Source organism: Stenotrophomonas sp. STEN033 (genome assembly GCF_056856655.1).
In genome coordinates this window covers 12,632-28,363 of the sequence record NZ_JBXFWM010000062.1, presented here as the reverse complement: position 1 = coordinate 28,363, position 15,732 = coordinate 12,632, and the positions used below count along the sequence as shown (strand labels likewise).

The 15,732-nt window shown below is 59.7% G+C and carries 21 protein-coding genes; 20 read left to right on the top strand and 1 reads right to left on the bottom strand.

The window, feature by feature from the left end:
- Positions 1–158 precede the first annotated feature (158 nt).
- From AC1VXC_RS17065 to AC1VXC_RS16975, 19 genes are all read left to right on the top strand, one after another.
- On the top strand, positions 159–725 hold the full coding sequence (locus tag AC1VXC_RS17065) for an SMI1/KNR4 family protein (protein ID WP_481539803.1): 567 nt from the start codon (positions 159–161) through the stop codon (positions 723–725).
- A gap of 92 nt (positions 726–817) precedes the next feature.
- Complete coding sequence (locus AC1VXC_RS17060) at positions 818–1,303, top strand: hypothetical protein (protein WP_313174264.1); 486 nt, start codon at positions 818–820, stop codon at positions 1,301–1,303.
- A 72-nt stretch (positions 1,304–1,375) separates the two neighbouring features.
- On the top strand, positions 1,376–1,750 hold the full coding sequence (locus tag AC1VXC_RS17055) for a nucleotidyltransferase domain-containing protein (RefSeq protein WP_481539804.1): 375 nt from the start codon (positions 1,376–1,378) through the stop codon (positions 1,748–1,750).
- Positions 1,751–2,240: 490 nt separating this feature from the next.
- A complete protein-coding gene (locus AC1VXC_RS17050; protein WP_481539805.1) occupies positions 2,241–2,564 on the top strand; it encodes a hypothetical protein in 324 nt (107 codons plus the stop codon).
- A 403-nt stretch (positions 2,565–2,967) separates the two neighbouring features.
- Positions 2,968–3,480, top strand: a complete 513-nt coding sequence (locus AC1VXC_RS17045) for a hypothetical protein (protein ID WP_481539806.1) — start codon at positions 2,968–2,970, stop codon at positions 3,478–3,480.
- 404 nt (positions 3,481–3,884) lie between these two features.
- Entirely contained in the window at positions 3,885–4,352 is a 468-nt protein-coding gene (locus AC1VXC_RS17040) for a hypothetical protein (protein WP_481539807.1), read from the top strand.
- Between the two features lie 284 nt (positions 4,353–4,636).
- Positions 4,637–5,050, top strand: coding sequence for a hypothetical protein (locus AC1VXC_RS17035; RefSeq protein ID WP_481539808.1), 414 nt, complete (start codon positions 4,637–4,639; stop codon positions 5,048–5,050).
- Positions 5,051–5,156: 106 nt separating this feature from the next.
- Positions 5,157–5,510, top strand: a complete 354-nt coding sequence (locus AC1VXC_RS17030) for a hypothetical protein (protein WP_313174273.1) — start codon at positions 5,157–5,159, stop codon at positions 5,508–5,510.
- Between the two features lie 351 nt (positions 5,511–5,861).
- Positions 5,862–6,689, top strand: coding sequence for a S1 family peptidase (locus AC1VXC_RS17025; protein WP_481539809.1), 828 nt, complete (start codon positions 5,862–5,864; stop codon positions 6,687–6,689).
- 152 nt (positions 6,690–6,841) lie between these two features.
- Positions 6,842–7,219 carry a DUF4124 domain-containing protein gene (locus AC1VXC_RS17020; RefSeq protein WP_313174276.1) on the top strand — a complete coding sequence of 126 codons (378 nt, stop codon included), beginning with the start codon at positions 6,842–6,844 and terminating at the stop codon, positions 7,217–7,219.
- Between the two features lie 223 nt (positions 7,220–7,442).
- Complete coding sequence (locus tag AC1VXC_RS17015; RefSeq protein WP_481539810.1) at positions 7,443–7,946, top strand: hypothetical protein; 504 nt, start codon at positions 7,443–7,445, stop codon at positions 7,944–7,946.
- A 208-nt stretch (positions 7,947–8,154) separates the two neighbouring features.
- On the top strand, positions 8,155–8,661 hold the full coding sequence (locus AC1VXC_RS17010; RefSeq protein ID WP_481539811.1) for a GNAT family N-acetyltransferase: 507 nt from the start codon (positions 8,155–8,157) through the stop codon (positions 8,659–8,661).
- Positions 8,662–8,876: 215 nt separating this feature from the next.
- Positions 8,877–9,269 carry a hypothetical protein gene (locus AC1VXC_RS17005; protein ID WP_481539812.1) on the top strand — a complete coding sequence of 131 codons (393 nt, stop codon included), beginning with the start codon at positions 8,877–8,879 and terminating at the stop codon, positions 9,267–9,269.
- 74 nt (positions 9,270–9,343) lie between these two features.
- On the top strand, positions 9,344–9,733 hold the full coding sequence (locus tag AC1VXC_RS17000) for a lysozyme inhibitor LprI family protein (RefSeq protein ID WP_481539813.1): 390 nt from the start codon (positions 9,344–9,346) through the stop codon (positions 9,731–9,733).
- Positions 9,734–9,935: 202 nt separating this feature from the next.
- Positions 9,936–10,205, top strand: a complete 270-nt coding sequence (locus AC1VXC_RS16995; RefSeq protein ID WP_481539814.1) for a DUF2798 domain-containing protein — start codon at positions 9,936–9,938, stop codon at positions 10,203–10,205.
- 123 nt (positions 10,206–10,328) lie between these two features.
- Positions 10,329–10,712: a YbjQ family protein gene (locus AC1VXC_RS16990; RefSeq protein ID WP_313174288.1), complete on the top strand. Its 384-nt coding sequence runs from the start codon at positions 10,329–10,331 to the stop codon at positions 10,710–10,712.
- Between the two features lie 123 nt (positions 10,713–10,835).
- A complete protein-coding gene (locus AC1VXC_RS16985; RefSeq protein WP_481539558.1) occupies positions 10,836–11,255 on the top strand; it encodes a hypothetical protein in 420 nt (139 codons plus the stop codon).
- Positions 11,256–11,283: 28 nt separating this feature from the next.
- Positions 11,284–11,616: a low molecular weight protein tyrosine phosphatase family protein gene (locus AC1VXC_RS16980; RefSeq protein WP_481539557.1), complete on the top strand. Its 333-nt coding sequence runs from the start codon at positions 11,284–11,286 to the stop codon at positions 11,614–11,616.
- A gap of 249 nt (positions 11,617–11,865) precedes the next feature.
- The gene (locus tag AC1VXC_RS16975) at positions 11,866–12,495 is read left to right on the top strand and encodes a Pr6Pr family membrane protein (protein ID WP_482995074.1); all 630 of its coding nucleotides are present in this window, start codon (positions 11,866–11,868) and stop codon (positions 12,493–12,495) included.
- A gap of 8 nt (positions 12,496–12,503) precedes the next feature.
- Here the strand turns inward: AC1VXC_RS16975 and AC1VXC_RS16970 are convergent, their stop codons facing one another.
- The gene (locus tag AC1VXC_RS16970) at positions 12,504–13,178 is read right to left on the bottom strand and encodes a DUF2306 domain-containing protein (RefSeq protein ID WP_481539555.1); all 675 of its coding nucleotides are present in this window, start codon (positions 13,176–13,178) and stop codon (positions 12,504–12,506) included.
- Between the two features lie 282 nt (positions 13,179–13,460).
- Between AC1VXC_RS16970 and AC1VXC_RS16965 the strand changes: the two genes are divergently transcribed.
- Positions 13,461–15,653, top strand: coding sequence for a TonB-dependent siderophore receptor (locus AC1VXC_RS16965; protein ID WP_481539554.1), 2,193 nt, complete (start codon positions 13,461–13,463; stop codon positions 15,651–15,653).
- Positions 15,654–15,732 lie beyond the last annotated feature (79 nt).

Below are 15,732 nucleotides of genomic sequence, written 5' to 3'. Positions count from 1 at the left end.
AGGATCGAGATGATCTGCTCGTCGGTAAATCGCTTCTTCATGGAGCTCTCCTTGCCTGTTAAGGGTAGAGAACTCACTATCCAAATGGCTACACGTTTCGTCTCAGGTCAGGAATTCGCGCTCTTCTCGGTAATCTAGCCCCAAGCGTTGAAGAAGCGTTGCTTCCGGGTGCAAGCGCTGAACAAATAAGAGAGTTGGAGGCCGCCGTCGGCAGGCCACTTCCGAACGACCTTGTCAGGCTCTATCGAGCTACTGCTGGCACCGACCCGAGAAGCACCGCAAACTTCGCTTTCGGATTTGTCTTCACGGATATCGGATCGCTTTTGGAGGGACTCCCCCGCCTGCTCCAAGAGGGTGACGGTGATCCACTGAGCTTTGCCGATCCTGGGATCGCTACCGGGTACAACTTCGGGCGACTACGTCTGGAAATTGGCCACGACAATGGTCGATCCAAGATCCTCGTTGACTTGGCGCCAACGGCTGGAGGTGAAGTCGGTCAGGTGATCTTCGTGGACAGTGAATACGGAGTTGCCCTCAAGCTGGCGGACTCCGTATCGCGCTATCTCAAGAGATTCGAGGACGATCTTTCCATGGGCCGCTACTCGCTCCAGGAGGATGCACTTGAAGACGGAGTGGAATGGCTTGAACCAGCTCGTGATATCGACGTAGGGAACTGGTACAACTCACCTGCATGGCTCCATGTTGCCCAAGTAATGAAGAACTGAAGCCCATCCATCCACAAGCTAGTTCATTCAAGCCGAAGCCACTCCGCGGCTCGGCCCGGCTCGGTTCAATTCAAGCGTCATCACCCTTCCCAATGCCCACAGTTCCCCCGGAGTTAGTCGCGCAAGCCGTTGCCGTCCTTGGCACGGATGGCATTACCGATACGGAGATTGAGTCCAACGTCCTGGCGTTGGCTCAGGACTCGATGCTTGCCAGGCGGCTTATTGATTGGCCACCTGAGGCGTTCGCTCTGGTTCTGCTCCCTCACATCGCCAAGGTCAATCTGCCAACCACGTTCAGTGCAAGGTCCAAAAGTGGCAATTGGATAGAGCTTTCATTTCAACTGGAGCCGATCTTCCAAGCAGCGGTTCGCCTCGGCATGGACATGTACCATTCCGAGCAAAGAAGCACGTTTGGCAACATCGCGCTTCGCAGCTCCACCCTGGCGGCTGTCAATGAGGCCCTAAACCAAGGCAGCTCACTTGAGGGCGCGACACTCTCGGGCCCCGCCCTTGTCGGCATACCTGCTGAGGTGTACATGCCCCCTGCCAAGCCACTATGGCGCCGGCTCTTCCAGTGAGCCCCAAGAGGCTGACAATTCATTCAAGCCAACGCCGCTCCACCGTGCGGCTTAGTTCAGGAGTTGGACCTCATGCCTATCCTTCCAGCAGCCGCCGACAAAGCAACTGTTGAGTTCGTTGTCAACTTCTGCGGAGCAAATCTATCGAACTACGGCCTCCGCCGCATCTATCTATTCGGCAGCAGGGCTTCAGGGACGCCCCGACCCAATAGCGATCATGACTTCTATGCAGTTGTGGCGGACTCCGCGCCAGATGGCGTCCGTACCGGTGGAACAATCCATGATCGCTTGTATCGGCAACTTCTTTCCGAGGCGAGAAAAGCAGCTTTTGGCAATATAGATCTAATGATCTCAAGGGAATCAGGATTCATTGAGCAATCAGAGATTGCCGACACGCATGCAAACTCCGCGATCAACAGTGGAATCCTTGTGTACAATGAGGTCTAACAGTTCCGTAAGGAAACCCCTGTCAACTTCAGGCAACAGCGCTCCCGCCTCTCGCTCCAGGCTCTAGGGAAGGTCTGAATAATTCGCCAAGCGTCTCGCTGGAAAAAAATTACTCGCCTACACGCTTAGTAAGCCAGTGACTTTTTGACGAAACAACAGTTGGAGCGAAATATTGGATGTCAAAGTATGATTTTGACTACACGATAGCAAACGAGGCATTGGAGCTATACAAGAACAATGACCCAAGCTCTGTCATGGCATATCAAAGCTGGCGTGCGATATACCATGAGATCGGGAGCAGCATAGTTGCGCCATCTGCACTCGGCTCCTCCGAAGCAGTGAGGCAGGGAGTCAACCCCGGAAGGAAAACCAATCTGGTATCACGCCATTGCAAACTCCCTGTACGAGAAAACCTTGATTAAACAGTTCATCGTGGCAGACGATTGCGCCTGCCTTTTAACTCGAACGCTAGCTGCTACGGAAGGAAGTTATGCACATTGAGAGAGGGGCGCTACCGAAGTTCGCAAAGCTCTGCTTTTACAGCGGCACGTTCACAGTACTTTCGCTTGCGTGCTTCTCGATGGTGTACTACTTCACAACCCCTGAAGTAGAGCGCTTTGTCAACTCCCTCAAGATGAACGCCTTGTGGAACTGGGTGCAGCACAACTTTCTCGACTTGAGTTCTCTCGGGCTATCACTATTGTTTTTAATCACCACAGTAGTCGCTTCGTTCATCGGCTTCATGAGCGCGATTTTCGCGAAGGTTATGCATGACCGCGCACAAGATGTCCTCAAAGCTGGTATCCGTGACTAGCAGTTCGCTCAAGGCAGACGACTTCGCCGACGTTTAGCTCAGGCGCTTGCCTTCACTTCGGAAAACTCACGTCGGAAACAAGAACAGGATCAGACGGCAAGAAGATTGCTATTCCAAGCGACTGGACCTTGCGTCAAGGATCAGATGATCGCGTAACTGACATTCCGGTCGGAGCAACGAGCCGAGAAGGGTCAGACGGCCGGTAGTTGCGTTTCCCGCAGGCTATATCTCACAGAGGGGACCGATGGACGAGCTGTTGCAGCACCACCAAGGGTACAACCACAACTTCACGCAGTGGCCGAATACCGCTTTTTCCTAAAAGATGAGTGCTACCAATTGATTCAAGCCGACGCCGCTTCATGGCGCGGCTTAAATTCTAGAATCAAGCCACGGAGGACGAAAAATGGCTACCTATTTCGGGACGAAGCAGGCGAGGGCGATGGGCTTCCGTTTGTATGACATTTCCGACCAATACCCTATGACGTTTCTAACGGAACGCTCCTTCTATCCTGCTGTTGTAACCTATCTGGTTGATCGCTACCCCAAGCTTCATACGGAATTCAAAGTGGCAAAGGGCGAAGTCGACTTCAAAATCGGAGGCGTCAATCCAGCGCTTCTTGAGCTAGCAGTGCAACCGAGGCAACTTCAAGATGCTAACAGTCACAACATCAAGTTTCCGGGCCACAATCAAGCCACTTGCTTGTATTCAAGCGCGAACAGAAGCGAGCTTGAGAAGTTGAAGCACAGCACTGTCAGCGTAAAAAGCAGAATTCTTCTTCTGATTGATCTAACAAATAAGTACGCCCCAACAAAGCTGTTCAACGGCTACGTAGACATGGCCGCCAAAGTGGGCGGACCTCACAAAGCCACCGTAATACTCATTCAACGCCACCACGCATATCATTTAAACGTTTAGTTGGCCACTCAACAAATTCTTCAGCCCGAACTCAGTTGATTCATATCACCCCATCACAACGCAGCTCTTCCGCGTATTGACTATTGTACGCATCCGGCATTTTCGGCCTTTTATGTCATGGATTACGCCACAACTCAGGGATACGTGTAGCGGTCAAACCTCGTAAGGGATTGCAACGCAACGGATACAGCTTGGAGGTATACGAAATACTCTGTACTGAGTCATGGCCAGAAGCTGGACTCGATTTAGCTCGTGCCTAGCACGCTTGCCAGTCACGATTTCGGAGCATATGAATACAAACAACTCTCCAATGGCGGGAGCTGACTGTTCAGTATTTGATTGCATTTCACGCATTAATGACAACCCGCATTTTCCTCGAAAGAATGCAAATCCAACAATCCCCTATGTTCACCCGCACCGATCTCGCCGCAATAGAACACAGCAAGCTGATTCACTGGACGTTTTCAGGGTGTTACCCCGGCCTCCATTTCACCACCTATCCGCAGCATGCGTTCCGAACGCCGTGTTCCGAGGAGCGCATTCGTATCACCCGTGCTCCGCGGCTGACTGCAGACAACGGCTTGAGGTTCTGGTGCTCGGCTGAGCGGACTGACGACTGGAGTACCCGGGAACATTATTTCGCGCCCTACCTGCATGGTGCCGAATTTGAACCTATCTCCGAAGAAACGTTCAACCGCATGGTCATGGAGAGCTCCAGCGAGCTTGTTGCACCGCTCCCGCTCCCACTGCACCCACCAACTGGCTTTGTCGGAGCACTGCTCATGTACTCGATGAGGACCGATTTCACCGTCTCCGTGCTGGCCGAGTACGAAGATGAGTTCATCCATTACTTCTGGACAACGTCCGCATAGAAAAAAGCGTTCGATACCTGATAACTGCCACAAGCAAGGTCCCGCTCGAAGGGCCGACCCGCCAAGCATCCATCCGCTGTACGTGCCCTTCAGCGCGCCGTTCCATGTGCTGCACTCCGTTGGTTTGCCACTCATGGGCATAGTTGCCAAGATCGGGGCTCGGCTACCGCATAGGTTTGGGCAGCGCCGCAGGCTTCGGGATCAGCAGACTAGCGTATCCACGAAACAGCGGGCCATGCACCAAGCGCTGCGCCCGTGCACACAGCACCGCGATAGGATTTCAAATGGGATTTGATATTTCGTTCTATCGATTTGTTGGCGATTCGCCAAAGTTCGACCAGATGGAAAAACTGAAGGACCAGGAAGACATTACGCTCGATGCAGGGCAACTTCTGGAAATTCGACGCGTGGCATCCGCCATTCTCGGCACCATCCCGGGTTCCGCGCCCAGCCCGTATCAACAGGCGGAGGAGCAGGGAATCTGTATCGACATCCCCTTGCCGGGCTTTCCCGACGCGTCCTTTGAAATCCTCATTGGCTTCCAGCAGGCGCACATTGCCGACTGGCACCCTGACACCAGTGATCCGGACACGCTGGGAACGTTGATAACGCTCATTGCAGTCCTCGAATCACTGGGATACGAGGCGTTTGAGCCACAGCGCGGTGCATTCGTGAACGCCGCAAGCTATCGTTGGTAGCGTACGGCAGGCATGCCGAGGAATCCGCACGCACCTATCCATGCAGGCCGAAGGTCCGATCTTCGGCCTGGCAAGCCATCCCAATCCCCGTTCGAGAGCGTCATACATGAAAGGAATCACCACGACAGTCATCATCGCAGCCGCCCTTCTCTCAGCGTCCAGCGTTGCCGCCGACAGCGGTCTGGTTGAACGCAACTGGGTGAAGGTGGATGAAAACCACGCCGAAGTTTCCCATGCCGGTCGCGACTATGTGCTGGACACCTACATCGTGATGTTCCAGCAGCCGTACTACATCCACGTGCGCGCGAAGGACACGCAGGCCTGGGAGACCGATGATCTGCTCGACATGGTCAGCGAGTACATCAAGCCACGCGGCTGCACGCAGGCACTTGAGCGTCGCAGCGATCTTGATCGCAGCAATGCCGCGGGCAACGAGCGGATCTTGGGGTTCCAGTGCTGAGCCACGTACCCGCTCGGACCGCCTTTATGCCAGTGTTGCAGGCTGGCACTTCGCTCCCGGACGCTTGCCGGGACAGCCATACTTCAATCGGAGGCATAGAATGGAGCACCTGAATCGCCTCACTTCACAACAGTTGGCGATCGCCGCCGCATCGGCGTCACTGGCAGCTGCAGGGCTGCTTGCGCAGGGCGCTCGGATTGGCTATCTACCGCTTGCAGTCGCCGCACTATGCACGGTTGGAGCGCTGGCGAGATACCTTCGCCGTTGAGGAAACACACGGCCGCCGGCCGTGTTGCGCTGTTGCGGTTTCGCTGTCGAACTCCATGTCCATTCCACGACCAGAGCCTGCACATGAAGCGCCTGCTGCTGTCCACACTTCTTCTCGCGATGTCCTCCCCCGTTGCGGCCATCGTCATCCGCCATGATGTGGACGACGCGACGTATCGGATACCGGCCAGCGCCTTTCCCGCCCTGGTCGATATGCCCGGCGAAGGGCACGGCAGCCTGATTGCCCCGCAATGGGCTATCACCGCAGCGCACACCCTTCCGCGACATACGGTGTTGAAGCAGGTCGTCATCAACGGGCAGCCGCGGGACGTGGAGCAGGTGGTGGTCCATCCGGGCTACAAGCCCCTGCCGCAGGCCCTGATTGACCAAGCCATGGCCAGTGGCGAGGCCATGTTGATCGTCGCCTTCCTTGCGGCCTCGGATGACGTGGCATTGATCCGGTTGCGCCAGCCGGTCACCGATGTCGTTCCGGTCGCACGCCATGCTGACAATGATGAGCTGGGTCAGATCATCCAGCTGATCGGCAAGGGCGCGACCGGAACCGGCGATACCGGGCACGATCCCGGCGGTCCCAACCGCACCGAGCTGCGACGTGCCTTCAACAAGGTCAGCAGCGCATACGGCCGTTGGTTCTGCTACGTGTTCGATGCGCCACCTTCAGCCTTGCCACGCGAGGGCGTGCTCGGCAACGGCGATAGTGGTGGCCCCGCCTTGATCGAACGCGACGGGCAATGGCAACTGGCCGGACTCGGCTCCTGGAAGGTCGTACAGGGCAATGTGCTGACGACGCGACCCGGGCGCTATGGCCAGGTCACCTGCAACGTGCGTTTGAGCCATTACGCCGACTGGATCGATGGCGTGATGTCGGCGTCTCCTTCCGCTGCCGACTGATCCTGCGCGCAGCCCTCGCATGCGGGTGACGGCAGCGCAGTGCGTCGGCGCGCCTTTCCTTTCCGGAAAGCGCGGAATGGTTCCGGATTCCTTGCCGCGGAACGGACATAATCTGCGCTCTTTCCCTATTCAGATTTCCGTACGGAGCTTCGATGACAAAGGTCTGCCTCACCCTGCTCGCCTCCGCCGTCCTTTGCTTCGCCAGTCCGGCCGCGCATGCCCAGGCTGTGTACAAGTGCACCGGCCCGAAGGGTGAAACCAGCTACCAGTCGATCCCCTGCAGCGAAGGAGAGACCTCCTCGCGGCGCTATGCAACGCCCTCCACTTCCAACCCGACCCAGGCCCTGTCCGCCGCGCCGGTCGAGGCCGGCCAGCGGCGCGTGCAGGTGCGCTATACCACGACCGCAGGCAACGAGAACTGTGACGGTGCCAAGGCCACGCGCACTGCCGCGCTGGCTGCGGCAGGGTCGCAGGCGAATGCCGGAATGCGTGCCAGCCTGGACCAGCAGGTCAGCGCCGCCTGCAGGTAGGGCTGGGAGCACCCGCCAACAGGCCCTTGGCGCGCCGGCCGTTGCTTCCTGTTCTGCCAGTAGCGGCTACCGGCCAGGCCAAGCGCACCACACCCTCTGGTTTGATCTGTTGCGAAGTGGTTGAACCTCCGCGTCATACGTTCAATGATCGCCGGGCGCGCTGTCGTGCCCGACCGGCATGGTCCTGGGCAGACAGGCCGTCATCGCCCGAGGAGTCCGTGCAATGCGATTTGCCCGCCCGATGCTCGCAATTGCCCTTCTCCTGCCTTTGGGTGTCGGCGCCCAAGACCACGGCACTGCGCTGAAGATCGACAGCAGCCAGGTGGTTGGGCTGACCGCGTTGCTGGAAGCACAGCCCCACCACCCCGAGGCGACCAGCATCCGCGCCCTGCTGCTGGAATGGGAAGACGGCACCGAGGACGCGGTGGACTACGTCTGCCCGGACGTACTGACGCCGGTACCTGCGGCCGGCATCGCCAACAGCCAGGAACTGTTGGCGCAGTTCATCTTCGGCAGCGCGGCCTTCCAGGTTGCCAACCCATCGCAGAAAGGGGCTTTGCAGCCTTCACAACTGGCCGGCATGCGCAGCATGCTCAAGGCCTACCGTGCTTTGCTTGCCCACGATCCTGCCGCGCGCATCCCACGCTTCGACGCACTCGTCGCCATGGATGCCGAAGGCAGCCTCGCCGCTTACCTTGAGCCCATCGTCACCCTTGGCTGCCAGTAGTCGGAGAGGGGCAGGCGAAACCCGCTAGCTGCCATTGTTGCCAGCGAACGGCCCCGGGTGCGCTGCGCTTACCCGGGCTACGGTGCTCAGGGTAGGCTTTCGGCTTGGCTTGAGCCTGTCGTCACGCCTGCTTGCATGTGACTGATCTCGCACAGCCCAACCGATATGCTTTCGTACCCAAGCCTCCCCGCAAACGCTCCCTGCTCCCATGAACATCAAGATCCGCCAGGAAACGCCCGCCGACATCGCGGCCATCGAAGCAGTGACAATCGCGGCTTTTCTGCAGGCGCCGCATACCGATCACACCGAGCAGTTCATCGTGGCGGCATTGCGCCGATCAGGGCAGCTGACGGTCTCCCTGGTGGCGGAACAATCGGGCGCCATCGTTGGCCACGTTGCCGCCTCGCCGGTGACCATCGCCGGTGCGGACATTGGGTGGTACGGGCTTGGGCCGGTATCGGTCCTGCCCCATTTGCAAGGCAAGGGCATTGGCACCCAGCTGATTGAAGCAGCGCTTGATCAGCTGCGTGTGCTTGCTGCAGGTGGCTGCGTGGTGCTTGGCGATCCAGGCTATTACGCGCGTTTCGGATTCAAGGCCACCGATGCGCTTACCCTGCCCGGCGTGCCCGCCGAGTACTTCCAGGCGCTCTCGTTCGATGCGCAGATGCCGCAGGGAACCGTTGCATACCACGCCTCGTTCTCGGCGCAGGAATAGCGCTATTACGTACACCTGCGTGCAGCGTTTGCGGTTGCCGGATTCAAACAGGGCCAACATCACACGCGTTTGCTCTTCGCATGGCTATCAACAGGCAATTCCAGACTCCGCGCGCTTGCTACCCATCACTTTGATAGGCAGAGTTGCGCACGTCGAATACCCGATCAGCAGTGAACCGGCTGATCCGCCATCCATCCACCAGAAGGAAGCTACGGATGCGATCCATCACAACCCACCGCACTGCCCCCAACATCTTGCTGCCGGAAGTGCTGCGCCGCGGCCGCCTTGCCTTACTGGCCCTGTTGTTCACCCTTGTGCTTGTGGCCTGTGGCAAGCCCGTACCGGCGGACAAACAGGCCTATGTCGGCACCTGGGAATCGGCCACCACCTCGCTGCTCATCGACGCCAGCGGGCGCGTCATCTACAAGCACCAACCCAGTCCATCGGTGAGCAAATCACTTGACGCACCGATCAAGGCCTATGAAGGCGATGACTTCATCGTTGGAGTTGGCCCGCTGACCACGCGTTTCGTGGTATCCGCGCCGCCACACCAAGTGGATGGCAGCTGGAAGATGACGGTCGATGGACAGGAGCTCACGCGGCGCTGAGCCGATTGCCCCTTGCAGATCCGCGAAGCCGATCACCACGGCAGCCGCCGCTGCCACAGCACAGGCACTACCCGATGCGATCCAATGTAGGTTCCCTGTTGTTGCTTGCAGGCATGGCATGGCCCGCTGCCGCTACGTCGCTGGACCACCAGCAGGCCTATAACGACTGCCTGGCCAAGGCCGGTGGCATCAACAACGGCACAGTGGAGGCCTGCTCATCAGTGACCTCGGAGCATGCAAAAGCGGAGATGACACGCCTTTACCGTGCCTTCTACAGCAAGTTGCTTGCAGAGAACGCGAACGATGCAGCAAGGCTCGAGCGCGCCCAGAAAGCCTGGCTGGTGTACCGGGACCTGCACTGCGAACTCGCGGGCTCCTACGTTGGCTCGCCGATGTATTCGTTCTGCCCGATGCAGCTCAACATCGACCGGGTCATTGAACTGCGCGAACTGGTTGGGCAATGAGGCACGTTGCCTCATCGACGGCCACGTAGAAGCGCTTGCCAGAAACACAGCCAACTCCTACCATCTGCGCGTCCTCGCTGCCCACGCGGAGACCGTAAGCGTTCACGTCAACCAACGCGCCCATCAACTCCGGCACTGCCGGGGCTGTTCGCCCATCCATGGGCGGAAGGCGCCACTGCTTGACCGGATCCAGGAGATCACTGTGAACGCTACAAACAAAAACACCATTGCATTCGGCATTCCCAAGCTGCCCCTGCGCTACGGCGCCCTGGTCATGCCCTTGCTGCTTTCCGTCCTGATGACCTGCGTCGTCTCCCTGATCAGCACGCTGAAGAGTATCGGGATGTCGCCGCTGCTGGGCTCCAAGTGGCTCGCTGCCTGGGGTGTTTCGTGGCTGGTCGCCTTCCCCATCCTGCTGTTGCTGTTGCCCCTGGTACGCAAGGCGACTGCGGTATTGGTCCGGTCGGCCTGACATTCCAGATTGCGCCGGCCCGCCCTGCCGGCCGGCTTCTACGTCGCTTGCGCGGAGGCCATGGTGCCGGGCATCGGAATGCACGCATACTCGAATCCCCGATGCGTCCCGCCAGCCCCGACCATGACCGACCCTTACAACACCTCGTCCAGCCGTACGCCTGCCGCCCTGCTCAACGACGCAATGATCACCACCGCACTGGAGCTGCCGGGTTACCGCGCCGTGCGCAATCTCGGCCTGGTGCGTGGCATCACCGTGCGCTCCCGCTCCATCGTCGGCAACTTCCTGGGTGGGCTGCAGACCCTGTTCGGCGGCAACATCACCATCTACACGGAACTGTGCGAACAAGCCCGCGATGAAACCTACCGCGACATGGTTGCCCACGCCCGCCAGTTGGGTGCCAATGCCATCATTGGCGTGCGCTATGACGCCACCGAGCTGATGACCGGGCTCACCGAAGTGCTCTGCTACGGGACTGCGGTGGTAGTTGAAACGGATAGCCGCTGACCGCTGACCCAAGGACGCCGAACGGGTCTGCGGCAAGCCTGCAGCGGTCGCGCCGACCACATGCTGCCGATCTCGCCTTGAAACTGCCTGCGGCCTAATCCGCATTCCATAGTGAAGGATCACATGCGAACGAAATTGCTGGCCCACCTGATCGGCTTCATGGTGCTCGTGCCGAGTACGTTGGTGGCGTTGTTCTACAGCGCGCTGGGCCTGATGTTCGCGCTGGACTCGATCCAACGCCAGGAACATCAGGGCAATGCCGTGCTGGTACTGAGCTGTCTGGTCGGCGGCTGGCTCGGCATCGTCGCATTGTGGCGCGCCTATTTTGTGCTTGCTGCTGACCAGCGCACCTTCAGCACCACACGCATCTGGATTGGTTTCGGCTGTGGCAGTCTGGTTTCATTGATGCTGATCGGGATGGTGAACGGTTCACTGCTTTTCCGGGGACTGTTCTTCGGTTGGCCGCTGCTTGCTGTTGCTGCGTTCACCGCGATGTTGCTGCGCCACGACACCCGTGCCGCAGCACCTGCACCTTCCGCCTGATCAGGCACTGGACCTTGATAGAGCCGCCATGCCACGCAACGTCCTTTTCATCTGCACCCAGAACCGCTTGCGCAGTCCCACCGGAGAACAGGTCTTCGCCGACTGGCCGGGTATTGAAACGCAGTCGGCCGGGCTTGGAAACGATGCCAATACGCCGGTGTCGCCAGAGCTGCTGGCTTGGGCGGACCTGATCTTCGTGATGGAGAAAGCCCATCGCAACAAGCTGTCCAGGAAGTTCCGCGCACATCTGGATGGCAAGCGTGTCATCTGCCTGGGTATACCGGATGACTACGACTACATGGACCCGATACTGGTGCAGCTGCTCAAGCAGAAGGTGACGCGGTTCCTGCCTGTGGGATGAGTGGCACTACGGCTTGGCCTAAACGGAGCATCAGCTTCGGAGCGTTCCTCGCCCCCGGTGCCAGTGGTGCTTGCGTCGCCCTCTCCCCAACCCCTCTCCCGTGCAGGGAGAGGGGCTTTCAGTAGCTGCAGACTGCCGAGCCAGCTTGCTTGCGGGCTGAATGCAGGTACTGCGCTACTCTGCCTACCCGGGCAGTTGAACTCCTTCGGAGAGCAGATGCAGACCACGCCTCACCCGCTCGACAGGAAGATGCTGGCAGCACTGGCAGTCGTCGCATGGTCGGCGCTGCTGCTGCAGCTCTACCTGTCCATCGAATTGGCGTTTTCCAATGGCCGTGGCGTCCTCCATGGAACGCTTGCCTTCCTCGCCTACTTCACGGTGCTTACCAATCTGTTCGTCGCGCTTTCAGCCACCTTTCCGCTGGTTGCCGGAGCCACACCTCCTGGCCGGTTCTTCGCCAAACCCGAGGTGCTGGGTTGTGCGATCACCTCGATTGTCATGGTGGGTGCGGGCTATCACCTGCTGCTGCGCAATGCCTGGAGTCCGCAGGGTTTGCAGCTGCTTGCCGACTACCTGTTGCATTACGTTGTGCCGCTCGGTGCGCTTGCTTATTGGGTGGTGTTTGCGCCCCGCGCCCGACTTGGTGTGCTCGCGCCGCTGGCATGGTGCATCTATCCGATCGGCTATTTCATCTACGCGCTGATTCGTGGCGGACTGACTGGCATGTATCCGTACTACTTCATCGATGTCACCAGGATTGGCTTTGCCAAGGTAATGGTGAACTCGGTTGCGATGCTGGTGGCCTTCCTGCTGGTTGGTATGGCAGTACGCCTCATTCCGGTACTACGTGGCGCTTCCTTGCCGACCGCTGAGCGTTGAATCACCCATCAGCCCGCGGGGGCTGCCATCGACGGCACTCTTTCCCGCCACCTTGTCCACACACCCGACAGTGCGCCATGCAGCAACAACGGCACCACCCAGCTGCTCCACAACAGCGGTGCGATGGCATCCGGGCTCGGCGCACGCCCACTCGCTATCCAGGCCGGCAACAACAGCCGGAACACCACCGGCGCCAACGTGACCAGATAGGCCCGTGTCATCCAGCGTCGGTGCCTTGCGATGTTGCCGCGGCGGATGCTGCTCATCGCCACCAGGGCGGTCAGCAACCACGCCAATGCGGTGCCGGCAAACGCCGTGGTGATCGCCGCAGGTGCCGGTGACGTCGCGATCAGGCCGACCGCCGCCACACAGGCGAGCAACATGCCGCCGATATAGCTGCGTCCCAGCCAACGGTGCAGACGAGGCCAGGCACGCGGCCAACGCGTCAGGAACTGCAGCGGGCCGAGCACGATGCCCAGCACACCACCCACGATATGCAGCCACAGCCAGCCACGGCGCGACCAGTACATGGTGTAGTGCGCCGGATCCAGATGCCGGTACTGACCGTATACGGCCAGCAGGAAGTGCAGGCTGAGCGCCGCCAATGCCAGCCACAACAGTGCCCAGGCAAAGCGCTGCAGGGAACCACGGCGTCCAGAGACAGCTTGCGACGGGTCGGACATGCTCACCTCGGCGGGGGCGTCGGCCTGAGCATACAAGTCCCGGCCGGTGCGCTGTAGACCACGTTCAAGCATGCCGCAGGCAACGACGTGTGCATCAACGGAAGTGGGGTGACTGCGGTTCCCTTCTTGCTGACTGGGCCAGTTGTTGCAAAATGCAAATCATTCGCATTTAATTTCCCACTTGCATTGCCGCCCGCCAGAGCGCCGTTTCGCCCCGCATCGGAAGCGGGCATCGCCCCCGCCCGTGGCCAATCCGCTGCTTTCCCCCGTTCAGGCCCGCCCATGCACCCCAATCGCCCCACCCGCCGCCCGGCTCACGCCGCCGCTTCATCGTTCCCGTTCACTATTGCCAGCGCACCACTGAAGGCTGCCATCTGCCTTGCCTTGGCAGCCACCAGCGGTGGCGTCCTGGCGGCACCGCAGGCCGCCACAGGCGGCGCTCCCAGCACGGGAAATGACAGCGCCACCCAGCTGGATACGGTGCGCGTGGTTTCCCAGCGCGCCAACCGGGTCAGCAACGGTGCCACCAACCTTGATCTGGATATCAAGGAAACCCCGCAGTCGATCAGCCTGGTCAGCGGCGAGCAGATGCAGCAGTTCGGCATCGACAACATCAACGACGCGCTGCGCCTGGCCACCGGCATCCAGGTGGAGGAATGGGAAACCAACCGCACCAACTACGTGGCGCGCGGCTTCGACATCAAGAACACCCAGATCGACGGCGTCGGCCTGCCCAATGACTGGGGCATCGTCACCGGTGCGATGGATGCCTTCGGCTACGAGAAGCTCGAGGTCATCCGCGGCGCCAATGGCCTGCTCACCGGCGTGGGCAATGCCTCCGGCACCATCAACTACGTGCGCAAGCGCCCCACCAACGAGGCCAAGGGCCAACTGGGCGTCAGCGTCGGCTCGTGGGGCAAGCGCCGCGTCGAGATCGACTATTCCACGCCCTTCACCGAGGATGGCCGTTGGGCCGGTCGGGTGGCGGCTGCGCATGAAGACGCCGACTCCTACCTGCGCGGCTTCAATACCGACCGCAATTTCTTCTACGGCGTGGTCGATGGCCAGATTGGCGACAACGGCACGCTGACCGTGGGCTATTCCTGGCAGAAGGCCAACAGCGACCAGAACATGTGGGGTGCGCTGACCTTCGTCAACGCCGATGGCACGCAGGCGTCATGGCGCCGCAGCGCCTCCACCACCCAGGATTGGACCTACTGGGATACCAAGACCGAAACCGCCTTCGCCGAATACACCCACCAGTTGGGTGCGGACTGGCAGGTGAAGGCCTCGTACAACTACCGCAAGAGTGGCAGCGATGACCAGCTGTTCTTCGCCTACACCACCACCGGACTGGATCCGCTGACCGCCGAAGGCCTGGTTGGCTGGTCGTACAAGGGCATCGACCAGGGCAGCTCGCACCTGGGCGATATCACCTTGAATGGTCGTTTCCAGTTGTTCGGCCGCGAGCAGGAAGCGGTGTTCGGCTTCAGCATCGCCAAGAGCGAAGAGACCACCTGGGACCACCCGGTGGATAGCAGCGATCCTTCGTTTGGCGCATTGCCCGCCTTCCCCTACGCAGGCAACGCCATTGCCGAGCCGCAATGGGGCCCGCGTACCAGATCCAACTGGACCAACCAGCGCCTGAAGCGCGGCTATGGTGCGACCCGGCTGAGCTTCACCGATCGCCTGAAGTCGGTGATCGGCTTCAACTGGGCCGAGTACCACCGCGACGGCAACAACGGCGTTGCCTTCAACCAGACCGAAGACCATATCAGTCCCTATGCCGGCCTGACCTGGGACTTCAATGACAGCGTGCTTGGCTATGTCAGCTACTCCGACATCTACCAGCCGCAGGACCAGTACGACATCAAGCATGTCTACCTGGACCCCACCAAGGGCGTGAACTACGAAGTCGGCATCAAGGCCGAATGGCTGGACCGCCGCCTGCTGACCACGCTGGCGCTGTTCAAGGCCAAGCAGGAAAACCTGTCTACCTATGGCGGCTATGACTTCGCCACCGCCAACTACTGGTATTACGGCGTGGACGTGGAATCCAAGGGCGTGGAGTTCGAAGCCACCGGCAAGCTCAGCGACAACACCAACCTGGTATTCGGCTACACCCAGCTGAAGATGAGCAACCAGGACGGTGGCAGCACCTATACCTGGGTGCCGCGCCGCACCGCCAACCTGATGTTGACCTCGCGCCTGCCGAACCATGAAGCACTGTCGTTCGGCCTGGGTGGCCGCTGGCAGAGCGATACCTCCACCAAGGAAAGCTATACCAACATGGTGGTGCGCCAGGGTAGCTATGCCGTGCTCAACGCCTTCGTCGCCTGGGACGTGCTGCCCAACGCAACGGTACGCGCCAACATCAACAACCTCACCGACCAGAAGTACATCAACAGCCTGTACCAGATTGGTTACTACGGTGCCCCGCGGAACTATCAGCTGAGTTTTGACTGGCGGTTCTGAGGACGGCGTATAGCGAAGCAGTCATGGCTTTTGGCTTTTGGCTTTTGGCTTTTGGCTTTTGGCTTTTGGCTTCTGCTTC